This window comes from Mycobacterium sp. (genome assembly GCF_046091765.1).
Lineage (GTDB): Bacteria > Actinomycetota > Actinomycetes > Mycobacteriales > Mycobacteriaceae > Mycobacterium.
In genome coordinates this window covers 44,303-66,324 of record NZ_JBJTCF010000120.1, presented here as the reverse complement: position 1 = coordinate 66,324, position 22,022 = coordinate 44,303, and the positions used below count along the sequence as shown (strand labels likewise).

Annotated in this window: 23 protein-coding genes and 1 pseudogene; 15 read left to right on the top strand and 9 right to left on the bottom strand. The window is 70.6% G+C overall.

Annotated elements, in window-relative coordinates; translation table 11 throughout:
• The 3 genes from ACKOB8_RS14185 to ACKOB8_RS14175 all read left to right on the top strand — a co-directional run.
• A partial coding sequence (locus tag ACKOB8_RS14185; RefSeq protein WP_526378324.1) for a MotA/TolQ/ExbB proton channel family protein occupies positions 1–690 on the top strand: 690 nt, incomplete at its 5' end.
• The gene (locus tag ACKOB8_RS14180; protein WP_526378322.1) at positions 680–1,123 is read left to right on the top strand and encodes an ExbD/TolR family protein; all 444 of its coding nucleotides are present in this window, start codon (positions 680–682) and stop codon (positions 1,121–1,123) included. The genes ACKOB8_RS14185 and ACKOB8_RS14180, both read left to right, overlap by 11 nt.
• A gap of 4 nt (positions 1,124–1,127) precedes the next feature.
• Complete coding sequence (locus ACKOB8_RS14175) at positions 1,128–1,625, top strand: ExbD/TolR family protein (RefSeq protein WP_526378320.1); 498 nt, start codon at positions 1,128–1,130, stop codon at positions 1,623–1,625.
• Positions 1,626–1,701: 76 nt separating this feature from the next.
• On the opposite strand, the pseudogene ACKOB8_RS14170 reads toward ACKOB8_RS14175, so the two are convergent.
• Positions 1,702–3,879, bottom strand: a pseudogene (locus ACKOB8_RS14170) (transglycosylase domain-containing protein); the annotation flags it as partial.
• An 85-nt stretch (positions 3,880–3,964) separates the two neighbouring features.
• Positions 3,965–4,366 carry a DUF5318 family protein gene (locus tag ACKOB8_RS14165; RefSeq protein WP_526378318.1) on the bottom strand — a complete coding sequence of 134 codons (402 nt, stop codon included), beginning with the start codon at positions 4,364–4,366 and terminating at the stop codon, positions 3,965–3,967.
• 91 nt (positions 4,367–4,457) lie between these two features.
• Here ACKOB8_RS14165 and ACKOB8_RS14160 point away from each other — a divergent pair, with 91 nt between their 5' ends.
• From ACKOB8_RS14160 to ACKOB8_RS14140, 5 genes are all read left to right on the top strand, one after another.
• Entirely contained in the window at positions 4,458–5,315 is an 858-nt protein-coding gene (locus tag ACKOB8_RS14160; RefSeq protein WP_526378316.1) for a DUF1707 domain-containing protein, read from the top strand.
• A 101-nt stretch (positions 5,316–5,416) separates the two neighbouring features.
• Positions 5,417–5,965, top strand: a complete 549-nt coding sequence (locus ACKOB8_RS14155) for a PadR family transcriptional regulator (RefSeq protein ID WP_526378314.1) — start codon at positions 5,417–5,419, stop codon at positions 5,963–5,965.
• A 46-nt stretch (positions 5,966–6,011) separates the two neighbouring features.
• Positions 6,012–7,094 (top strand): inositol-3-phosphate synthase, encoded by a 1,083-nt coding sequence (locus ACKOB8_RS14150; RefSeq protein WP_526378312.1) that lies wholly within the window; start codon positions 6,012–6,014, stop codon positions 7,092–7,094.
• 7 nt (positions 7,095–7,101) lie between these two features.
• Entirely contained in the window at positions 7,102–7,971 is an 870-nt protein-coding gene (locus ACKOB8_RS14145) for an Rv0045c family esterase (protein ID WP_526378310.1), read from the top strand.
• Positions 7,972–7,980: 9 nt separating this feature from the next.
• Entirely contained in the window at positions 7,981–8,769 is a 789-nt protein-coding gene (locus ACKOB8_RS14140; protein WP_526378308.1) for an LLM class F420-dependent oxidoreductase, read from the top strand.
• A gap of 32 nt (positions 8,770–8,801) precedes the next feature.
• On the opposite strand, the gene ACKOB8_RS14135 is transcribed toward ACKOB8_RS14140, so the two are convergent.
• Both ACKOB8_RS14135 and ACKOB8_RS14130 read right to left on the bottom strand, forming a co-directional pair.
• Entirely contained in the window at positions 8,802–9,092 is a 291-nt protein-coding gene (locus ACKOB8_RS14135; RefSeq protein ID WP_526378306.1) for a HigA family addiction module antitoxin, read from the bottom strand.
• Positions 9,093–9,105: 13 nt separating this feature from the next.
• Positions 9,106–9,387: a type II toxin-antitoxin system RelE/ParE family toxin gene (locus ACKOB8_RS14130; protein WP_526378304.1), complete on the bottom strand. Its 282-nt coding sequence runs from the start codon at positions 9,385–9,387 to the stop codon at positions 9,106–9,108.
• Between the two features lie 161 nt (positions 9,388–9,548).
• Here ACKOB8_RS14130 and ACKOB8_RS14125 point away from each other — a divergent pair, with 161 nt between their 5' ends.
• On the top strand, positions 9,549–10,004 hold the full coding sequence (locus tag ACKOB8_RS14125; protein WP_526378302.1) for a MarR family winged helix-turn-helix transcriptional regulator: 456 nt from the start codon (positions 9,549–9,551) through the stop codon (positions 10,002–10,004).
• A 2-nt stretch (positions 10,005–10,006) separates the two neighbouring features.
• On the opposite strand, the gene ggh is transcribed toward ACKOB8_RS14125, so the two are convergent.
• Positions 10,007–11,347: a glucosylglycerate hydrolase gene (gene ggh, locus ACKOB8_RS14120; RefSeq protein WP_526378300.1), complete on the bottom strand. Its 1,341-nt coding sequence runs from the start codon at positions 11,345–11,347 to the stop codon at positions 10,007–10,009.
• 54 nt (positions 11,348–11,401) lie between these two features.
• Between ggh and ACKOB8_RS14115 the strand changes: the two genes are divergently transcribed.
• Positions 11,402–12,079 (top strand): SDR family oxidoreductase, encoded by a 678-nt coding sequence (locus tag ACKOB8_RS14115; RefSeq protein WP_526378298.1) that lies wholly within the window; start codon positions 11,402–11,404, stop codon positions 12,077–12,079.
• Positions 12,080–12,087: 8 nt separating this feature from the next.
• Here ACKOB8_RS14115 and leuS read toward each other — a convergent pair whose 3' ends face one another.
• Positions 12,088–14,937, bottom strand: a complete 2,850-nt coding sequence (gene leuS, locus ACKOB8_RS14110) for a leucine--tRNA ligase (protein ID WP_526378296.1) — start codon at positions 14,935–14,937, stop codon at positions 12,088–12,090.
• A gap of 176 nt (positions 14,938–15,113) precedes the next feature.
• On the opposite strand from leuS, the gene ACKOB8_RS14105 reads away from it, so the two are divergent.
• Complete coding sequence (locus tag ACKOB8_RS14105) at positions 15,114–16,001, top strand: LpqN/LpqT family lipoprotein (protein ID WP_526378294.1); 888 nt, start codon at positions 15,114–15,116, stop codon at positions 15,999–16,001.
• A 23-nt stretch (positions 16,002–16,024) separates the two neighbouring features.
• Entirely contained in the window at positions 16,025–16,405 is a 381-nt protein-coding gene (locus ACKOB8_RS14100) for a hypothetical protein (RefSeq protein WP_526378292.1), read from the top strand.
• Between the two features lie 16 nt (positions 16,406–16,421).
• Here ACKOB8_RS14100 and ACKOB8_RS14095 read toward each other — a convergent pair whose 3' ends face one another.
• Positions 16,422–17,027 carry a YqgE/AlgH family protein gene (locus ACKOB8_RS14095; RefSeq protein WP_526378290.1) on the bottom strand — a complete coding sequence of 202 codons (606 nt, stop codon included), beginning with the start codon at positions 17,025–17,027 and terminating at the stop codon, positions 16,422–16,424.
• A gap of 69 nt (positions 17,028–17,096) precedes the next feature.
• Between ACKOB8_RS14095 and ACKOB8_RS14090 the strand changes: the two genes are divergently transcribed.
• Together ACKOB8_RS14090 and ACKOB8_RS14085 are read left to right on the top strand one after the other, a co-directional pair.
• On the top strand, positions 17,097–18,371 hold the full coding sequence (locus tag ACKOB8_RS14090; RefSeq protein WP_526378288.1) for an MFS transporter: 1,275 nt from the start codon (positions 17,097–17,099) through the stop codon (positions 18,369–18,371).
• 10 nt (positions 18,372–18,381) lie between these two features.
• Positions 18,382–19,158 carry a TIGR03084 family metal-binding protein gene (locus ACKOB8_RS14085; protein ID WP_526378286.1) on the top strand — a complete coding sequence of 259 codons (777 nt, stop codon included), beginning with the start codon at positions 18,382–18,384 and terminating at the stop codon, positions 19,156–19,158.
• 7 nt (positions 19,159–19,165) lie between these two features.
• Here the strand turns inward: ACKOB8_RS14085 and ACKOB8_RS14080 are convergent, their stop codons facing one another.
• Positions 19,166–19,696: a pullulanase gene (locus ACKOB8_RS14080; RefSeq protein WP_526378284.1), complete on the bottom strand. Its 531-nt coding sequence runs from the start codon at positions 19,694–19,696 to the stop codon at positions 19,166–19,168.
• A gap of 7 nt (positions 19,697–19,703) precedes the next feature.
• The gene (locus tag ACKOB8_RS14075; RefSeq protein ID WP_526378282.1) at positions 19,704–21,179 is read right to left on the bottom strand and encodes a CCA tRNA nucleotidyltransferase; all 1,476 of its coding nucleotides are present in this window, start codon (positions 21,177–21,179) and stop codon (positions 19,704–19,706) included.
• Positions 21,180–21,266: 87 nt separating this feature from the next.
• Here ACKOB8_RS14075 and ACKOB8_RS14070 point away from each other — a divergent pair, with 87 nt between their 5' ends.
• Entirely contained in the window at positions 21,267–22,004 is a 738-nt protein-coding gene (locus ACKOB8_RS14070; protein WP_526378280.1) for an NUDIX hydrolase, read from the top strand.
• The last annotated feature ends 18 nt before the right edge of the window (positions 22,005–22,022 follow it).

Sequence of the window (22,022 nt, the reverse complement as noted above, 5' to 3'; positions counted from 1 at the left end):
GTCTTCTACTACAAGGCGCTCGGGCTGCGGTACGTGATCGTGTTCCTCGTGCTGTCGTTCCTGCTGGTCGCGCTGTTGGTGATGTGTTTCCTGCAGATCCGGCGGCAGGTGCTCATCCCGCCGGCGCTGCGCGACGGATTCAAGGCCCACCTCGACAACAAGGAATACCAGCAGGCCTACGAGCTGGCGAAGGCCGACGATTCCTACCTCGGCCGCGTCCTCGCCGCCGGGATGGGGAAGCTCCAGGCGGGCTACCCTGCCGCGGTCGAGGCGATGCAGGAGGTCGAGGCCGAGGAATCGATGAAGCTCGACCACAAGGTGAGCTACATCTCGCTGATCGGAGCGCTGGCGCCGATGTTCGGCCTGCTCGGCACGGTCGACGGGATGGTGTCGGCGTTCATGGTGATCGCCAAGAGTGCCACCGCCCCGAAGCCGGCGGAGCTGGCGATCGGCATCTCCCAGGCGTTGATCACGACGCTCATCGGCCTGTGGCTGGCGATCCCGGCGATCGCCTGTTTCGCGCTGTTCCGCAACTGGCTCCAGCGGCTCAACGGCGAGGTCGACGAGGAGGCGCTGGCGTTGATGGAACGGTTCGAGAGCATGGGGACGAAGACGGCCCGCGGGGCCACCGGTTCGGGCGCCGGTTCGGCTGCGGCAGCGGGACGCGAGGATCGCACCCATGGCGCGTAGGCCTGGCGCGGCGGGGCCGCCGACCACCGACCTCGACATGACGCCGATGATCGACATGACGTTCCAGTTGATCACGTTCTTCATGTTCGTGATGAACTTCTCCGAGGCCGAGCAGGACGAGCGGATCCGGCTGCCGCTCAGCCAACTCGCCAAGCCGTCGGATCGCGTCGTCGAGAAGCCGCTCACGCTCCAGCTCACCAGCGCCGGTTCGGTGATCTACGCCGGCGAGTTGATCGCCGTCCGCGACATCGGCGGCTACCTGGAACGCGAGAAGACGGTGATGCTCGACGCCGGGCGCGAGCCCGCCGGGGCGACGGTGATCATCCGGGCCGACGGCCGGTCGAAGACCGGCGAGGTCCAGGAGGTCATCCGCATCTGCCAGGAGAAGGGGTTCGAACGCTTCGCCCTCCGGGCCCAGTACGACGAGGGGTAGCACGATGCGACGGCGGGCCGCCAGCACGCTCGGCGACAAAGTCGAGATCAACATGACGCCGATGATCGACGTCGTGTTCCAGCTGATGTCGTTTTTCATGTGCACCCTCAAGGTGGTCGCACCGGAGGGGGATTTCGACGTCCGCATGCCCCTGGCGACGGCGGCCGCGGCCGTTCCCGACGACCAGCAGGTGCCGCCGATCCGCGTCCGCCTCGCCGCGAATCCCGACGGTCAGCTCGCCGGGATCACGATGAACGGCGCCCCGATCGCCGACTTCGCCGAGCTGCGCCGCAAGGTGGTCGGGTTGGTGGGCGATGCCCGCGGCCCCAACTCGCTCGCCGAGCGGACCGAGGTCGAGTTCGACTGCGACTACGGTCTGCGCTACTTCAACGTCGTGCAGGCGATCACCGCGGTGTCGGGCACGGTCGAGGACGGCCGGATCGTCGAGCTGGTGCGGAAGATCAAGTTCACCCCGCCGAAACGCGCCGCGCCGCGCGGCTGACGGTGGTGCCGGACGCGGCTCAGCCGCGCGGGTGGAAGCGGCCGTGGACCCGGCGGAGCCGCCCCGAATCGACGTGCGTGTAACGCTGCGTCGTGGCGATGCTCGAATGGCCGAGCATCTCCTGCACGTGGCGGAGATCGACGCCGCCGGCCACGAGGTGGGTGGCGAACGAGTGCCGCAGCGTGTGGGGCCCGATGTCGGCGGGGATCCCCGCCCCGTACACCGGCCCGCCCCAGCGGTTGACCAGCGGACGGTCACCCTGGACGGTGCCGACCCAGACCGCCGTCGACAGCGACGGGGTGAAGCCGACCATCCAGGCGTCGCGGTTGGCGCCGGTGTCACCGAGCTGATTGGTGCCGGTCTTGGCCGCCGACGCACGCCCGCCGGCCAGGTTGTGCCCGCCCGACCAGCCGGCGATCGGCTGCATGGCGGCAATCACGTTGTCGGCCACCGGCTTCTCGATGCGCCGCTCGCCGGTGTTCTCCTCGGTGGCCGCGTCGAAGAGCACCTCGCCCTGGGCGTTGGCGACGCGCTCGACGAAGTGCGGCCGGTGGTACATCCCGGAGTCGGCGATCGTGGCGTACGCCGAGGCCATGTCGATCACCCGGGTCTCGTACTGGCCGAGCACGACCCCGTTGCCGGGCGGGCCGCCCTGGCCGTCCTCGGAGAGGGTGAAGTCCACGCCGGGGAAGCTCTCGGCGATGCCCGCGCGGTGCGCGGCGTCGGCGACGTCGGCCGGGCCGTTGCGCAGCTTCAGCATCAGCCGGTAGTAGCTGGTGTTCAGCGAGCGCTTGAGCGCCTCGGCGATGTTGCAGGTTCCGCAGCCGTCACCCTCGACGTTGTTGATGGTCAGCTTGTCGTTGATCTTCAACGGCGAGCTGTCCACCTGGTAGCCCAGTCCCATACCCTGCTCCAGGGCGGCGATCAGGGCGAAGACCTTGAACGACGACCCGGTCGGCAACCCGGCCTGGGCGAAGTCGAAGCCCTGCGCGTCCGACCCGCCGTAGTAGGCGCGCACCCCGCCGGTGCGCGGATCGATGGAGACCACCGCCGAGCGCATCTCGGGCATCTGGCCGGACAGGTAGGTGGTGACCGCGTCCTCGGCGGCCTCCTGCGCCTGCGCGTCGATGGTGGTGGTGATCTGCAGGCCCTGGGTGTTGAGCGTCTGCTGGTCAATGTTGAACAGCTCGAGCAGTTCGTTGATCACCTGACGTTCGATGAGCCCGTTGGGTCCGGTGGTCAGGTTCTCGGTCTTGGCCTTGTCCGGGGGCACCGTCGGCGGGAAGCTCTGCTGATCGCGTTCGGACTGCGACAGCGCCCCGATGGTGACCATGCCGTCGAGCACCCAGTTCCACCGGGCCATCGCGGCGTCCTCGTTGACCGCCGGGTCCAGCGCCGAGGGCCGCTGGATCAACGCGGCGAGCAGCGCCCCCTCCGAGACGGTCAGCTGGTCGACCGGTTTGTCGAAGTAGGCCTTGGCCGCCGCGGAGATCCCGTAGGCGCTGCGGCCGAAGTAGATGATGTTGAGGTAGGCCTGCAGCACCTCGTCCTTGGACCACTGCCGCGACATCTTGGTCGAGATGACCAATTCCTTCGCCTTGCGGATCAGGCCGCCGACGCCGGTTCGCTGATCGCCGACGAGGGCGTTCTTGACGTACTGCTGGGTGATGGTCGAACCGCCCTGGAGGTCGCCGCCGAAGAGGTTGTTGCGCACCGCCCGGGCGAACCCGGTCAGCGAGAAGCCGGGGTTGGTGTAGAAGTCGCGGTCCTCGGCCGCCATGACGGCGTTGCGCACGTGCACCGGCACCTGGTCGATGTTGACATCGACCCGGTTGCCTTCCGGCGGAACGATTTTCGCCAGTTCGGACCCGTCGCTGGCCAGGATCGTCGAGACCTGGTTGGTGCGGATGTCACCGGGCTGGGGAACGCTGACGATCAGGTAGGCCATGCCGAAGGTGAGGATCGGCAGCACGAAGAACACGATCGCCGCGGCGGCCAGCCAGCGGCGGCGGCCCCAGCCCGCGGCGCGTTGCCACAGCCGCGCCGGCGTGGACAACTCCTCGCTGTGCGTGCCCCGGTGCGTGCCCCGGTGCGTCCCCCGGCCACGCGGCGGCGCGGGCGGGCGCGGTGGCGGGGGCGTGGTCTGTCCGTCGAGGACGGCTTTGACCGCCTCCACCGGGTCGCGCGGGACGAGCTGGGGGTTGTCGGGCTTCGCCGCGGGCATCACGGTGGTCCGCTGCTCGTCGGGGGGCACGAAGCCGGGCGGGTTCCGACGGCGCGCCCCGCCGGGGGCGTCCGGGACCGACCGGTCCCGACCCTCGTCGCCGCTCGCCACGGACCTAGCGTGCTGTCCGGGTGCCCGAGGCGCCCTTCGCGCTTCGTGGAGCGCCGAGCACGTAGGACTTCACCAGATGGTTCCAGCTGCAGGTGCGGCAGACCTCGACCACGTGAACCGAGAACTCCTCGAATCGGGTGGCCAGCAGGACCAGTTCCTCGGCGGTGCGCGCCGACCCGGAGACCGCGCCGAGGTGGTCGCCGAACACCCACGAGACCAGGGTGAGTTGCTCCTTGCGGCAGATCGGGCACATCACCGCACTGGGCCGGCCGTGGAACTTCGCCGCACGCAGCAGGTAGGGGTTGGCGTCGCAGACTTCGGAGACGCCGGTGCGACCGCAGTACACCTCGGCCAGCAGTGAACGCCGCCGCAGGGCGTAGTCCACCATGTGTCGCTGTAGCCGCACGCAGAACAGAGTACGTGGGCCATCCCCGCGGGGATGTGCGACCGACCGTGAACCTGGGTGATCCCGGGCGGGAAACTTCTACGATCACCACGTGGCAACCGGTCAGACGGCGAGCACCCGGGCCAGGGACAGCGATCGCACCGACACCTGCCAGATCCTCGACACGGCCCTGTCGGAGGGACAGCTGTCGATGACCGAGCACGCCGAGCGGGTCAAGGCGGCCACCAACGCGGCCACCCTGGGCGAGTTGCGGTCGCTGGTGGGCGACCTGCAGACCGCCAACGCGCCGGTGCAGCTGCCCAGCCTGGCCACCCCGCGCCCGGCTCTGACCGCGCGGACGGCGACCGGCTGGGGCCTGCGGATCGCGGCCGCGGCGGTGCTGGTGCTGCTCGGCATCGGGATCGGCTGGGGGCTCTACGGCAGCACCGGATCCCCGCTGGAGTTCACCGCCGACCCCGGCGCCCGACCCGACGGGGTGGCGCCGGTCGTGCTGACCCCGCCGCGCCAGCTGCAGTCGCTGGGCGGGCTCAACGGGCTGTTCGAGCAGATGCGGCAGAAGTTCGGCGACACCACCGGCTACCAGCTGACCGTCTACCCCGACTACGCCATCCTCAACCGGCCCGACGCCGGCGACGCCCGCCGCACGCTGAGCTACACCTACCGCGGCGGCTGGGACGATCCGTCGACCACCAGCCGCGGCAGCGACGACGTCGTGGTCGACCTGGGCAAGATGGACACCACCGCGATCGTCGGGGTGCTGCGCGGCGCCCCCGAGACGCTCGCCATCGCCCCCGCCGAGGTGCGCACCACCTACCTGATCGTGCAGCCCGCCCGCGACCCCACCACCCCCGGTGCGCTGACGGTGTCGATCTACGTCTCCAGCGAATTCGGCAGCGGCTACATCGAGGTCGGCCCGGACGGCTCGGTCAAGCGGATCAACTACCCGTAGCCGCGGCGCCCGCCCGCCCGACTGGGTCGCGAATATATCGGTTCGATACTATTGGGTGACCTGTTGGGACGCCGTAACCCGCTCGCAAAGGAGGTGACTCGGTGCTCGAACTCGCCATCCTGGGACTTCTGCTCGAGTCGCCGATGCACGGCTACGAACTGCGCAAGCGGCTGACCGGCCTGCTGGGCGCGTTCCGCGCCTTCTCCTACGGCTCGCTGTACCCGGCGCTGCGCCGGATGCAGACCGACGGGCTGATCGTCGAGGACGCCGCCCCGGAGGGCACCCCGCTGCTGCGCCGCGCGCGGCGGGTCTACCAGCTCACCGAGGCCGGCCGGCAGCGCTTCGCCGAACTCGTGGTCGACACCGGCCCGCAGAACTACACCGACGACGGGTTCGGCGTGCACCTGGCGTTCTTCAACCGGACCCCGGCCGAGGCGCGGATGCGCATCCTGGAGGGCCGCCGCCGTCAGGTCGAGGAGCGCCGGGAGGGCCTGCGCCAGGCCGTCGCCCGGGCCGGCAACTCCTTTGACCGCTACACCCGCCAGCTTCACCAGCTGGGCCTGGAGTCCAGCGAGCGGGAAGTCAAATGGCTCAACGAACTCATCGCCGCCGAACAGGTGGCGCAAAGCAGATCCGAACAAGGCCTCTAGGGCCGGGATCATCCCCACCCGAAGTTGTACGAAAAGGAGTACGCCCATGACTCAGCAGACGTCGAAGGAAGTGCGCGTCGCCATCGTCGGCGTCGGCAACTGCGCGTCCTCGCTTGTGCAGGGCGTGCAGTACTACCGTGACGCCGACCCGAACTCGACCGTCCCGGGCCTGATGCACGTCACCCTCGGCCCCTACCACGTGCGGGACGTGAAGTTCGTCGCCGCGTTCGACGTCGACGCGAAGAAGGTGGGCTTTGATCTGTCCGAGGCGATCTTCGCCTCGGAGAACAACACCATCAAGATCGCCGACGTGCCGCCCACCAACGTCATGGTGCGCCGCGGCCCGACACTCGACGGCATCGGCAAGTACTACGCCGACACCATCGAGGTCTCCGACGAGGACCCCGTCGACGTGGTCAAGGTGCTCAAGGAGAACAAGGTCGACGTGATGGTGTCCTACCTGCCGGTGGGTTCGGAGGAGGCCGACAAGTTCTACGCCCAGTGCGCCATCGACGCCGGGGTGGCGTTCGTCAACGCGCTGCCGGTGTTCATCGCCTCGGATCCGGTGTGGGCCAAGAAGTTCGCCGATGCCGGCGTGCCGATCATCGGCGATGACATCAAGAGCCAGATCGGTGCCACCATCACCCACCGGGTGATGGCCAAGCTGTTCGAGGACCGCGGCGTGCAACTGGACCGCACCATGCAGCTCAACGTCGGCGGCAACATGGACTTCCTCAACATGCTCGAGCGCGAGCGGCTGGAGTCCAAGAAGATCTCCAAGACCCAGGCCGTCACCTCCAATCTCCAGAAGGAGTTCAACACCAAGGACGTCCACATCGGCCCGTCCGATCACGTCGGCTGGCTCGATGACCGCAAGTGGGCGTACGTGCGTCTGGAGGGCCGCGCGTTCGGCGACGTGCCGCTGAACCTGGAGTACAAGCTCGAGGTGTGGGACTCGCCGAACTCCGCGGGCGTCATCATCGACGCGGTGCGCGCGGCCAAGATCGCCAAGGACCGCGGCATCGGCGGCCCGGTGGTGGCCGCCTCGGCCTATCTGATGAAGAGCCCGCCGCAGCAGCTGCCCGACGACGTGGCGCGCGCGCAGCTCGAAGAGTTCATCAAGGGCTAACCGCCTCGTGGACGAGTTCGGGTTCCTGCCTGCGAACGCCGAACAGGCCGGCGTGTCCGGTCCGCTGCCTGTAGTCGAGCGCATCAGCCGCGGCGACATCAGCGCGCTGCGCTGGGGCGCCGAGCCGGCGAAGGTGGTGTTCCTGCACGGCGGCGGGCAGAACGCGCACACCTGGGACACCGTCATCGTGGGTCTGGGCCTGCCGGCGCTGGCGGTCGACCTGCCCGGCCACGGCCATTCGGCCTGGCGCGAGGACGGCGACTACGGACCCAAACTCAACGCCGACGCGGTGGCGCCGGTGATCGCGGAGTTGGCCCCCGACGCCGATCTGGTGGTGGGCATGTCGCTCGGCGGGCTGACCGCGATGCGCCTGGCTGTCACCGCACCCGAGCTTGTCCGCGAACTGGTGATGGTCGACGTCACCCCGTCGGCGCCCGAGCGCCACGAGCAGATGACCCAGGCGCAGATGGGTGCGGTGGCGCTGGTCCAGGGCGATCGCAGCTTCCCCAGCTTCGAGGCGATGGTGGAGGTCACCGTCGCCGCCTCCCCGCACCGGTCCCGGGAGTCGTTGCAGCGCGGGGTGTTCCACAACTCCCAGCAACTCGACGACGGCACCTGGACGTGGCGGTACGACACCTTCCGCAAGGGAGAGGGGTTCGAGGGCCTGTGGGAGGACGCCGCCGCGCTACGCACCCCGACGACGCTGGTGCGCGGGGCGAAGTCGTTCTTCGTCAACGACGACGACGCCGCCCGGTTCGCCGAGATCGCGCCCGGCTTCCAGCAGGTGATCGTGGTGCCCGACTCCGGGCACTCGGTGCAGGGCGACCAGCCCCGGGCGCTGGTGGAGATCCTGCGCGGCGTGCTCGGCTCGGCCTAGTCTGAGCCGATGAGCTTTCCCATCCGCATCGGCGTCCAACTGCAACCCCAGCACTCCAGCCACTACGGCTTCATCCGCGACGCGGTGCGCCGCTGCGAGGACATCGGCGTCGACGTGGTGTTCAACTGGGACCACTTCTATCCGCTCTACGGCGATCCCGACGGCGCGCACTTCGAGTGCTGGACCATGCTCGGCGCCTGGGCCGAGCAGACCTCGCGGGTGGAGATCGGCGCGCTGGTGAGTTGCAACTCCTACCGCAACCCCGAACTGCTCGCCGACATGGCCCGCACCGTCGACCACATCTCCGAGGGCCGGCTCATCCTGGGCATCGGATCGGGCTGGATGCAGAAGGACTACGACCAGTACGGCTACGAGTTCGGCACCGCCGGCAGCCGCCTCGACGACCTCGCCGCCGCACTGCCGCGGATCAAGTCACGGCTGGCCGTACTCAACCCCGCCCCCACCCGGCAGATCCCAATCCTGATCGGCGGTCAGGGCGAGAAGAAGACGTTGAAACTCGTCGCCGAGCACGCCGACTCGTGGCACTCGTTCACCAACGCCGACACTTACCCCGGCAAGGCGGCCGCACTGGAAGCGCACTGCAAGACTGTCGGACGCGACCCGGCCACCATCGAACGCTCCTCGGGGGTGGAGGGCCGCAAGCCCGAGACGCTGACCGCCAACGCCGAAGCCCTCGCGCAGTTGGGCGTCACGCTGATGACCGTCGGCTGCGACGGACCCGACTACGACCTCGCGCCGGCGCAGGCGCTGATCCGCTGGCGCGACAGCCGCGGCTGACACCGCCGCGAGACACTTGATATCGCGTGCGATCAGAAGGTCAGGACTTTCACGCGGCTCAGGTCCGCGGTTTCACGTGCGACCTCGATGTCGTAGTGCTGCTGGAGATTCAGCCAGTACGTGTCGGATTGACCGAACAATTTCCCCAAACGCAATGATGTATCGGGCGTGATCGCACGCTGGCACTGCACGATCTGGTTGATCCGCCGCGGTGGCACATCGAGCAGACCGGCGAGTTTGCGCTGCGACAATCCAAGGTCGGCAAGGTACTGATCGGCAAGGATACGCCCGGGATGAACCGGGGCGATGTCTCTGCGGGGCATATCGTATTCCTTTCTAGTGGTAGTCGATGATCTCGACGTCGCATGGTCCGTTGGCTGTCCAGGTGAAGCAGATGCGGTACTGGTCGTTGATGCGGATGCTGTGTTGGCCTCTTCGGTCGCCGGCCAAGGCTTCCAGTCGGTTGCCTGGCGGCATTCTCAGGTCGTTGATCCCATTGGCCGCGTTGAGCATCAAGAGTTTCTGCAGCGCGCGTTCACTGAGATCGGGCCCGAACTTGTTAACCCGACGTCCGCCGAACAACCGCTCGGTGTCCTTGTCGGCGAACGTCTGGATCACCCGCCGAGTGTAACGCGTAGCGTTACGGGAGCCAATCGGCCCGACCGCCGGTTACGGCGTCCCGTTGGCTCCGGTGGCGCCGGTGGAGGTTGCCCGTCGTGGTCGCACGTCGCGGCGCGATCGTTAACAACGCTGCCCGTAAAACGTTAGACTATCGAACCATGTCTGAGAGCCCCGCGCAGGTCAGCGAGCTGGCCGGCGACCTGCAGCGGGTGCTGGCGAAGCTCTTCGCGGTCCTGCGCCGCGGTGACCCCAACCGGGGTTCGCGCCCGGATCTGACGCTGGCGCAGTTGTCGATCCTGCTGACGCTGCTCGATCACGGCCCGCTGCGGATGACCGAACTGGCCGCGGTCGAACGGGTGCGCACCCCCACCACGACGGTCGCGATCCGCCGCCTGGAGAAGCTGGGCCTGGTCCGGCGCTCCCGCGATCCCTCCGACATGCGCGCGGTGCTGGTCGAGGTGACCCCCGAGGGACTGGTCCAGCATCGCGAAGCGCTGCACGCCCGGCGCGCGCATCTGGCGACGATCCTCGACCGGCTCACCGACGAGGAGAAGGCCTGTCTGACCAAGGCCCTCCGGCCGCTGGAGCGCCTCACCGACGCCGAGAACCCCTGAACTCAGCCCAGCCAGTCCAGTACGGCCGCCGCGGTCCACGACTGCTGCATGCTGCCCAGCGGTTCGCCGGTGAATGGCTCGTAATACTCGGCGAAGGTCCCGTCGCTGGCCTGCAGCAGCCCCTCCCGGCGCAGGGTCAGCGACCGTTCCGCCCAGCCCCGGCGGGCGAACGCCCAGGCGAATAACCACGTCACCACCGGCCACACCGGGCCGCGCCAGTACTCACGCGCCCGGAAGTCCCCGGAGACCGGTGACGTGGAGGGGATCAGCGCAAACCTCAGATCCGGGTGGCCGCAGAACCGTGGGCCCTCCAGGATCCCGATCAGGGTCCGCTCGCGCTGGTGGTCGAGTCCGCCGCACAGCAACGGCGCGAACTGCGCCAGGGTGTCGGTGCTGATCCAGGACTTGGCCCGGATGTCGAAATCCCTTGCCGCGCCTGTTCTTTGATCCGCCGTCTCCAGCACGCCGTTGCGGAAGCGCTCAGCCCAGCAGTAGAGATCCCGGACATCGGCGTGCGGTCGCTTGTAGTCCTCACCGATGGTGGCGAGGACTTCACACGACAGCGCGAAGACCGCCGAGACGAACACGTCCTCGACGGCGAAGCTCATCACCGACCCCAGCCGGTCATCCTCGTAGCCGACCGACTTCATCTCCTCCAGCAGCCACAGGTAGCGGTCGTATTCGCGGTCGGAGGGGCGCTGGCTGGTGTCGGTGATGATGTGGCTGTCGGCGCGCTGGTAGGCCGGGACCGCACCGGCGACGACGTTGGCGTAGGCCGAGTCCCAGCGCGGCGAGTTGTCCATGCCGGACTCCCAGCCGTGATACAGCGTGATGCGCCCGTGCTGATGCGGATCGCGAGCCTCGGCCAGCCAGTGGTGCCAGCGCAGCAGGTCATTCCAGCGGCGGTCGAGGAAGGCCTGCGCCGCCGCGCGGGTCGAACGTCCGCGTTGGCGGGCCCGGTCGAGGATGCGCTGCACCGCGATTGCGTGCACCGGCGGCTGGGTGATGCCGGAGGTCTGCCGGCCGGGTGGGGCGGCGGCGGCCAACTGCGCGCACGCCCAGCGCTCCGGGCCGGGGAAGTAGCCGTCGACGCCGGGAGCGAAGACGATGTGCGGGATCATCCCGTTGGACCACTGCGCCGACAGCAGGGTGTCCAGCTCGACGATCGCGCGCTCCACGCTCAGCGAGGCCAGGCCGACCGCTACGAACGCCGCGTCCCAGCTCCACATGTGCGGGTAGAGCCGCGGCGCCGCCGAGGTCATGTCACCGAGGTCGTTGCCACGCAGAAGGTAGGCCGCACGGGCGGCGAGCTGGGTGGGGGCGAAGCCGGCGTCGAAGGCCATGGGTTCATTCTGCGGCCAGCGGCCCGCCGGCGGGCGCTGGGTAGGGTGGCCGGCATGCCGGGCACAGCGCTGATCACCGGAGCCGGCGGCGGGCTCGGCGGCGCGATCGCCGAGGCGCTGGCGCCCACCTACTCGCTGCTGCTGGCCGGGCGGCCGTCGCCGCGACTCGACGACGTCGCGGCCCGGCTGGGGGCTGAGACCTGGCCGCTGGACCTGGCCGACCCCGACACGATCGCCGCACCGGAGGGTCTGGCCGAACTCGACGTGCTGGTGCACAACGCCGGTGTCGCCTTTCCGGGCCGGGTCGCCGAATCCACCCCCGAACAGTGGCGCACCAGCTTCGAGGTCAACGTGACCGGCGCGGTGGCGCTGACCCTCGCGCTGCTGCCCGCGTTGCGCGCCGCGCGCGGGCAGGTGGTGTTCATCAACTCCGGCGCCGGGATCAACGCCAGCCCCGGTCTGGCGTCCTACTCGGCGAGCAAGTTCGCGCTGCGGGGGTTCGCCGACTCGCTGCGCGCCGACGAGCCGCTGCTGCGGGTGACCAGCATCCATCCCGGCCGCATCGACACCGCCATGCAGCGCGGACTGGTGGCCTACGAGGGCGGGCGCTACGACCCGGCGGACTTCCTGTCCGCCCACACCGTTGCCGCGGCGGTCGCCGCCGCGGTCGCGACCCCGCCCGACGGCGAGACCCAGCAGGTGGTGCTCCGCCCGCGCGGGCGGCGCGCCTGACCGTCGGCTCAGAGCACCAGGTTCACCAGGCGGCCGGGCACCACGATCACCTTCGTCGGCGTGGCGCCGTCCAGGAACGCCAGCACCTTCTCGTCGGCCAGCGCGGCGGACTCGAGGACCGCACGGTCGGCGTCGGCCGCGACGCTGATGTGGCCGCGCACCTTGCCGTTGACCTGAACCGGGTACTGCACGGTGTCGGAGACCAGGTATCGGGGGTCGGCGACCGGGAACGGCCCGCGGGCCAGCGACGCGGAATGGCCCAGCCGGCGCCACAGCTCCTCGGCCAGGTGCGGGGCCAGCGGCGCGAGCATCAGCACCAGCGGCTCCACCGCCGCGCGCGCGGTGACGCCGGATTTGGTCAGGTGGTTGGTGTACTCGATGAGTTTGGCCGCGGCGGTGTTGTTGCGCAGGGTCGCGTAGTCCTCGGATACCCCGGCGATCGCGCGGTTCAACTCCCGCAGCGTCTGCTCGTCGGGTTCCTCGTCGGAAACCCTTGTGCTGCCGTCGTTCTCGTCGACAATGACCCGCCACACCCGCTGCAGGAACCGGTAGGCGCCGACCACGTCCTTGGTCGCCCACGGCCGTGACGCCTCCAGGGGGCCCATCGACATCTCGTAGACCCGCAGCGTGTCCGCACCGTAGCCGTCGCAGATCTCGTCCGGCGAGATCGAGTTCTTCAGGCTCTTGCCGATCTTGCCGAACTCCTGAAACACCTCACTATCCACGCCGGTCTCGGCGTCCGGTCCGGGCAGGAAGAAGCGGCCGTCGCGTTCGACCACCTCGGCGGCCGGCACGTAGGCGCCGCGGGAGTCGGTGTAGGCATAGGCCTGGATGTAGCCCTGGTTGACCAGACGGCGGTAGGGCTCGCGCGAGCTGACGTGACCGAGGTCGTGGAGCACCTTGTGCCAGAACCGCGAGTACAGCAGGTGCAGCACGGCGTGCTCGACGCCGCCGACGTAGAGATCCACCCCGCCGGGGTCGTCGGGGCCGTGCTCGGCGGGCCGCGGGCCCATCCAGTAGGCCTCATTCGGCGGTGCGCAGAACTGCTCGTCGTTGAGCGGGTCGGTGTAGCGCAGCTCATACCAGGAGCTGCCCGCCCACTGCGGCATGACGTTGGTGTCGCGGGTGTAGGGCTTGGGCCCGTCGCCCAGGTCCAGTTCGACGTGCACCCAGTCGCTCACCTTGTTCAGCGGCGGCGACGGTTCGCTGTCGGGATCGTCGGCGTCGAACAGCACCGGCGAGTAGTCCTCGATGTCGGGCAACTCGACGGGCAGCAGGTCGTCGGGCAGCGGGTGCGGGCGGCCGTCGGCGTCGTAGACGATCGGGAACGGCTCACCCCAGTAACGCTGGCGGGCGAAGAGCCAGTCGCGCAGTTTGTACTCCACGCGTTCGTGGCCGCGGCCGTCGGCTTGCAGGCGCGCGGTGATGGCGGCCTTGGCCTCGGCGACCGCCATCCCGTCGAAGTCGCCGGAGTTCACCAGCGGCCCGTCGCCGAGGTAGGGCTCGTCGGGGACGTCGCCGCCGGCGATCACCTCGAGGATCGGCAGGCCGAACGCGTCGGCGAACTCCCAGTCGCGCTGATCGTGGCCGGGCACCGCCATGATCGCGCCGGTGCCGTAGCCCAGCAGGACGTAGTCGGCGATGAAGACCGGAATCGGCGCGCCGTTGACCGGGTTGGTGGCGTAGGTGCCGAGGAACACACCGGTCTTGGTCTTGTTCTCCTGGCGCTCCAGATCCGACTTCGCCGCGATCGCCGCGCGGTAGGCCGACACCGCGTCGGCGGGGCGGGCCGCGCCCCCGGTCCAGCGGTCGTCGACGCCGTCGGGCCACTGCGCGGCGGTGAGGGAGTCGACGAGTTCGTGCTCGGGCGCGAGCACCATGTAGGTGGCGCCGAACAGGGTGTCGGGGCGGGTGGTGAACACCTCGATTTCGCTGTCCCCAGCGGCGAACAAGACCGCCGCACCGGTGGAGCGCCCGATCCAGTTGCGCTGCATGGTCTTAACCTTCTCCGGCCAGTCCAGCACGTCGAGGTCCTCGAGCAGCCGGTCGGAGTAGGCGGTGATGCGCATCATCCACTGCCGCAGCCGTTTACGGAACACCGGGAAGTTGCCGCGCTCGCTGCGGCCGTCGGCGGTGACCTCCTCGTTGGCCAGCACGGTCCCCAGCCCGGGGCACCAGTTGACCATCGAGTCGGCGCGGTAGACGAGTCGGTGTCCGTCGATGAGGTCGGCGCGCTCCCCGGGATCCAGCTGCGACCAGGCGCGGCCGTCGGCCGGGTTTCGCCGGCCGCTCTCGAACTCGGCGATCAACTCGGCGATCGGGCGGGCGCTGTTGCGCTCGGGGTCGAACCAGGCGTTGTAGATCTGCAGGAAGATCCACTGGGTCCATCGGTAGTAGGACACGTCGGTGGTGGAGAAACTTCGGCGCTGGTCGTGCCCCAGGCCCAGCCGCGCCAGCTGGCGGCGGAAGTTGACGATGTTCGCCTCGGTGCGGGTGCGGGGGTGGGTGCCGGTCTGGATGGCGTACTGCTCGGCGGGCAGACCGAAGGAGTCGAAACCCAACGCGTGCAGCACATTGCGTCCGGTCATCCGGAAATAGCGGGCGTAGACGTCGGTGGCGATGTAGCCGAGCGGATGACCGACGTGCAGGCCCTCACCGGACGGGTAGGGGAACATGTCCTGGACGAACATCTTGTCCGCCGGCAGCGCGGTCGCGTCGGCCGGTGCGAGCGCGCCGACCGGGTTGGGGACGTCGAAGGTGGCCCAGCGCCGCCAGTTGTCCTGCCACTCGCGCTCGATGCGTCCCGCCACGTCCGCGGTGTAGCGGTACTGCGGTACGTCGGCGTCGGGTTCGCTCACGCTCACAGGGTAACGAGACCACCGGTCGGGCAACGGCTCGGTATCGGTTGCGTTGCAGGGCGGTCAGAGCTTGGTTCCAGTGCGGTTCCGGCGCCGCGCGAGCCGGTGTCGGCGCAATACAGTCGGTGGTGGAACGTGGCCGTGTTGGCCCCGCACCGTTGAAAAGGATATTTGCGATGAACACGTTTACCCGTTTGCGGCGGGTAGCGATCGGCTCGATCGGTTTAGCGGCCGCCGGGTCGGTGGTGCTGATCGGCGTCGCCGGAAACAGCGCCTCGGCCGAGCCGGGTGCGCCCGCCGTTCCCGCGCCGCCGGCGACGGTGACGGTCACCGTCACCCCGCAGGCCGCCACGGCCACGACACCCGCGCCCGCGCCGGCCCCGACGGCGGTGGCGACCGGCACTCCGGGCTCGCCGCTGGCCCCGGCCACCTCGGGAACGCTCCTGGAATTCCTCAAGGACAAGGGCGTGACGCTGGAACCGCAGCGGGCCGACGGGTTCAGTGCGCTCAACATCGTGCTGCCGATCCCGACCGGCTGGGGCATGGTGCCCGACCCCAACGTGCCGGACGCCTTCGCCGTCATCGCCGACCGGCAGGGCGGCGACGCCCTCTACACGCCCAACGCGCAGCTGGTCGTCTACAAGCTCGTCGGCGAGTTCGACTCCCGCGAGGCCATCAGCCACGGCTACGTCGAAAGCCAGAAGCTGCAGGCCTGGCAGTCCACCGCCGCTTCGATGGTCGACTTCGGCGGGTTTCCGTCCTCGGTGATCGGCGGCACCTACCGGGAGAACGACCAGACGCTGAACACCACGCGGCGCAACGTGATCGCGCAGGCGGGTTCGGACCGCTATCTGCTGGCGCTGTCGGTCACCACGTCGGCCAACCAGGTCGTCGCGACCGCGAACTCGACCGACGCGATCCTCAACGGTTTCCGGGTGACCGCACCGGCGGCGGCGTCCCCGGCGGCGTCCGCTACGTCTTCCCCGGCGACTTCCCCGGCGACTTCCCCGGCGGCGTCCGCGGCGGCATCCCCGGCGGCAACCGCCGCACAGCCCGCCGCCTGACCCGGCTCGATAGTCTGGCCCCCATGGTGATCGGGGCCGTCGTCAGTCTGTGCCTGGCCGCACTCATCGGCGGCTCCGGGCTGTGGACCCTGGCGCGGCGCCCGGGGATCGACCTCACCGCGCAGGTGCTGCGCTCGGTCGCCCCGACCCAACTGGCCGCCGCGGTGATGCTGGCCATCGGCGCGGTCACCGCGCTGGCCGCGCCCGCCGCGATCGGGCGAGCCGGACTGATCATCGGCGGACTCGGCGCGTTCGCCACGATCGCCGCCGGATCCTGGCAGGGTGCGCGCTTCGCGGCCCGCCGCCGCACCGCGGTGGGTGGCTGCTCGGGCGGAACCGTGGGCGGAACCGTCGACTGTGGCGCGGGCCAGGCCTGCGCGGGCTGCACCCGACTGTGCCGCTAGTGCGGCCGCTCCCGGGTCAGTTGCGGCTGATGTCGATGGGATGTGTCGCCATCAGTGCCATCGGCAGCGGCTGGCGGCGGATCACCCGCGACCACAGATCGACGCGCGGCGCCACCAGGACATCGGAGGGCAGCGCGGAGAGCACGATCCAGTCGTCGCGCTCGATCTCGCCCTCGAGTTGGCCGATGGTCCAGCCGGCGTAGCCGGCGAAGATTCGCACCCCCTCGACGCCGGCGGCGATCAGCGCCGGATCGGAGTCCAGGTCGACCATCACGATGCGGCCCGCGACGTGGCGCAGACCGGCGATCTCCGCCGGATCGGTGCCCACCCGCAGGGTGCCCAGACACAGCGCGGCGTCCCGCTTGACCGGACCGCCGATGAACATCGTCCTGGGCTTGGCGGCGAGGTCCGACCACTGCGGCAGCACGTTGTGGACGGCGGTCTCGCTGGGCCGGTTGAGCACCACGCCCAGCGTGCCGCCGTCGTTGTGCTCGACGACGTAGACGACGCTGCGCCGGAACGTCGGTTCGAGCAGGTTGGTGTTGGCCAGCAGCAGACTGCCGGCCCGCACCCGGTTGGCGGCGGGTGCGAGGAAGTCCTCGGGATCCTCTGACTGCCCCACCTGACCATCATGGCACGGGCGGCGGCGGCGAACGGGCGCGAACGCGCACGGTCTTTGTACTGTGGGCCAGTGGTCGAGCCGGTGGACGCCCGTGCGCCGGGCTCGCTGTGGCAGGCGGTGCGCAGCCTTCCCGACTTCTGGCAGCTGCTGCGGCTGCGGGCGGCGAGCCAGTTCAGCGACGGGCTCTTCCAGGCCGGCCTGGCGGGCGGTTTGTTGTTCAACCCGGAACGGGCCGCCGACCCGTGGGCGGTGGCCGGCGCGTTCGCGGTGCTGTTCCTGCCGTACTCGGTGCTGGGACCGTTCTTCGGCGCGCTGCTGGACCGCTGGGATCGCCGCGCGGTGTTGATCGGCGCGAACGCGGCGCGGCTGGTGCTGGTGGTCGGGGTGGCCGTGGTCCTGGCGGCCGGCGCGCGCGATCTGATCGTGCTGTGCGCGGCGTTGGTGGCCAACGGGTTCAGCCGCTTCGTCCTCTCGGGGCTGTCGGCCGCGCTGCCGCACGTGGTTCCGCGCCCGCAGGTCGTGACGATGAACTCGGTGGCCACCGCGACCGGCGCGACCGCGACGTTCCTGGGCGCCAACTTCATGCTGCTGCCCCGCTGGATCTTCGGCGCCGGGGACACCGCGGCCGCCACCGTCATCGGTCTGGTCGCCGTTCCGGCCGCGCTGGCGCTGCTGTACTCGGCCCGGTTCGCGCCGCGGGTGCTGGGACCGGATCGCGGCGTGAGCGGGTCGGTGGTGGGCGTGGTGCTGTCCGGCTGGGCCGACGGTGTGCGCACGGTGGTGCGCACCCCCGCGGTCGCGGCGACGTTGTCCGGGCTGGCCGCCCACCGGATGGTGTTCGGCATCAACTCGCTGCTGGTGCTGGTGATCGTGCGCCAGACCAACGCCGCGGGCTTCGCCGGACTGGGCATCGCGGTGGTCTTCGTCGCCGCCACCGGAAGCGGTTCGTTCCTGGCCAATTTCCTTGCGCCCTCGGCGGTGCGGCGGTGGGGCCGCTACCTGAGCACCAACGTCGCGCTGCTGTGCGCGGCGGTGATCCAGCTCGCCGGGGCCAGCCTGAACCTCGCGGTGATGGTGGTGTGCGGGTTCTTCCTGGGCCTGGCCGGGCAGATGGTCAAACTGTGCGCGGACTCGGCGATGCAGATCGACGTCGAGGACGCGCTGCGCGGTCACGTGTTCTCGGTTCAGGACGCGGTGTTCTGGATGTCGTTTCTGCTGGCGGTCACCGCCGCCGCGGCGGTGATGCCCGCCGACGGGCACTCCCGCGCGCTGGCGTTGGCCGGCTCGGCGGTGTATGTGGCGGGGATGGCGGCGAACTCCCGGATCGGCCGCCGCCGGGGCTAGGGTGGCGCGCATGGCGAGCACGGCCGATCCCATCATCGAGGACCTGCGCGCCGAGAGCGCGGAGCTCGACGATCTGGTCGGCGACCTGGACGCCGCCGGGTGGGCGCGGAGCACCCCGGCGCCGGGGTGGACCGTCGCGCACCAGATCGGTCATCTGCTGTGGACCGACCGGGCGGCGCTGACCGCGATCACCGACGGGCCCGGCTTCGCGGTACTCCTCGACGCCGCCGGCGACAACCCGCTGGGCTTCGTCGACGAGGCCGCCGAGGAGCTCGCGGCGCTGGCGCCCGCGCTGCTGCTGGCGCAGTGGCGCAGCACCCGCGACGCGCTGCACGCCGCGCTGCGCGAGGTCCCCGCCGGGCGCAAGCTGCCGTGGTTCGGCCCGCCGATGAGCGCCGCGTCGATGGCGACGGCCCGGCTGATGGAGACCTGGGCGCACGGGCTGGACGTGGCCGACGCGCTCGGCACGCACCGGCCGGCGACGGCGCGGCTGCGCGCGATCGCGCACCTGGGGGTGCGCACCCGCGACTTCGCGTTCACCGTGCACGCCCTGCCCGTCCCGGCCGAGGAGTTCCGGGTGGAGCTGACCGCCCCGGACGGCGGCCTGTGGACGTGGGGTCCCGACCACGCCGCGCAGCGGGTGCGCGGTTCGGCTCTGGACTTCTGCTACCTGGTCACCCAGCGCCGCCCGCGCGCCGCGCTGGCCCTGGCGGCCGACGGCCCCGACGCGCGGCGCTGGCTGGAGATCGCGCAGGCCTTCGCGGGCCCGCCCGGACCGGGCCGCTGAGCCCGCGCTACGGCACGCCCGCGATGTCGGCCACGGTGTCGGCCACGGTGTCGCCGTCGGTGTCGGTGAGCGTGAGGTCCCAGCGCCCGTCGCCGTCGAGGTCGACGTAGCCGGTGCTGACCCGGCCGTCGGACCCGGCCCGCAGCGCCCGGTCGGCCAGCCCGTCGCGGTCGACGTCGAGCAGCTGATCGGGCAGCCCGTCGCCGTCCACATCGGGGGCGCTACCCGGATCGGCGTGTTCGACGCCGTCCAGGCCGAACCAGCGCAGCGAGCGCCCGCCCGCGCCGCCGGTCAGCGCCCAGCTGCCGGTCCCGTCGTCGGTGAAGCGCGCCTCGGGCGTGCCGTCGTCGTCGAGGTCGAGCGCCGCGTGGTCGGCCATTCCGTCACCGTCGGCGTCGATCAGCGCGTCGTCGAAGACGCCGTCGCCGTCGAGGTCCATGCGCACGCCGTCGAGGGCGCCGTCGCCGTCGAGGTCGATGTCGGGCCGGCCGGTGAAGATCGCTGCGCCGCCGTCCCCGGAGTCCAGGCAGTAGTCCACGTCTGTATCAGACGTCGGGGCCGCCCGGCGCGTTCCGCTCACGCCACCACGCCAGCAGCTCCTCGGTCGCCTCCTCGCGCGACAGCGGTCCGCGATCGAGGCGCACCTCCTTGAGGTGCTTCCAGGCCTCGCCGACCTGCGGACCGGGCGGGATGTCAAGCAACTCCATGATCGCGTTGCCGTCCAGGTCGGGCCGCACCCGGGCGAGGTCCTCCTTGGCGGCCAGTTCGGCGATCCGCTGCTCGAGGCTGTCGTAGTTGGCCTGCAGCAGCGCCGCGCGCCGGCGGTTGCGGGTGGTGCAGTCCGCGCGCACCAGTTTGTGCAGCCGCGGCAGCAGCGAGCCGGCGTCAGTGACGTAGCGGCGGACCGCCGAGTCGGTCCACGCGCCGTCGCCGTAGCCGTGGAAGCGCAGGTGCAGGTACACCAGCTGTGAGACGTCGTCGACCATCTGCTTGGAGTACTTCAGCGCGCGCAGCCGTTTGCGCACCATCTTCGCGCCGACCACCTCGTGGTGATGGAAGCTGACCCCGCCGCCGGGTTCGTGGCGGCGGGTGGCGGGCTTGCCGATGTCGTGCAGCAGCGCCGCCCAGCGCAGCACCAGATCCCCGCCCGGCTCTTCTGCGGTACCGGGATCCTCCAGGGCGATCGCCTGGCGCAGCACGGTCAGCGAATGCTGGTAGACGTCCTTGTGCTGGTGGTGCTCGTCGATCGTCATCTGCATGGCGCCGACCTCGGGCAGCACGATCTCGCCGAGGCCGGTCTGGACGACGAACTCGACCCCGGCCACCGGGTCGCGGCCGAGCAGCATCTTGTCCAACTCGACCGCCACCCGCTCGACGGTGATCCGGGCCAGCTGCGGGGCCATCGCGACGATGGCCTGCCGCACCCGGTCGGCCACGCCGAACTCGAGCTGGGACATGAACCGCGCGGCGCGCAGCATGCGCAGCGGATCGTCGCCGAAGGACACCGTCGGTTCGGCCGGGGTGTCGAGGATGCGCCGGCGCACCGCCGCCAGCCCGCCCAGCGGGTCGAGGAAGTCCCCCGGCCCCTCGGCGGTGATCCGGACCGCCATCGCGTTGGCGGTGAAGTCGCGGCGCACCAGGTCGTCTTCGAGGCGATCGCCGAAACTCACCGCGGGGTTGCGCGACACCTGGTCGTAGCTGTCGGCCCGGAACGTGGTGATCTCCAGTCGCCGGCCGGCCTTGGCCGCCCCGACGGTGCCGAAGTCGATCCCGGTGTCCCACAGCGCGTCCGCCCACGACCCGAGGAGGCGCTGGACCGCGTCGGGCCGGGCGTCGGTGGTGAAGTCCAGGTCGGCGGTCAGCCGCCCCAGCACCGCGTCCCGCACGCTGCCCCCGACCAGGAACAACTGGTGGCCGGCCGCCTCGAACAGCGCACCCACCTCGCGCAGCAGCGGCGCCTCGGCGTGCAGCGCGACGGCAGCCCGAACCCGCAGCTCGTCGTCGGAGGTGGCTTCGGGCACGTCCGGTGAGCCTAGTGCTCCCCCGCCGCGGCGGCAGCGGCGAGTGGGGCCCGGGTTCGCCGGTGCCTGCCAGCTACTATCGCTGGGGTGTCGGAGGGCGAACGGGCCAAACCACGACGGCGTCGGGGTCGGCGCCGCGGCGGGCGCGTGGCCGGGCAACCCGGATCCGACGGCGAGCGGCCCGCCGGCGGCTCAGCGGCCGACCCGGCTCCCGGCTCCCCGCGGCGCCCGGCGGCGGCCCGGCTGCGCACGGTCCACGAGACCTCCGCGGGTGGGCTGGTCATCGACGGGATCGACAAGCCCCGCGAGGAGCAGATGGCGGCCCTCATCGGACGTGTGGACCGGCGCGGCCGGATGCTGTGGTCGCTGCCCAAGGGGCACATCCAGCAGGGCGAGACCGCCGAGCAGACCGCCGTGCGGGAGGTCGCCGAGGAGACCGGCATCCATGCGCACGTGCTGACCGAACTGGGCAGCATCGACTACTGGTTCGTCACCGAGGGCCGACGGGTGCACAAGACCGTGCACCACTATCTGATGCGGTTCTCCGGCGGTGAGCTGTGCGACGCCGACGTCGAGGTGACCGAGGTGGCCTGGGTGCCGGTCGCCGACCTTCCGCGCCGGCTGGCCTACGCCGACGAGCGCCGCCTGGCGCGACTGGCGCACGAACTCATCGACCGGCTGCAGAACGACGGCCCGGCCGCGCTGCCGCCGGTGTCCCCCGGCGAGCCCCGGCGGCACCCGCAGACCCATTCCCGCATCCGCCCCCGCTCGCCCGATCAGACCTCCGTCGAACGGCGGGCGAACGGCGGCGGTCCCGGGGCGTGACTGTGCTGGTGCGGGTCG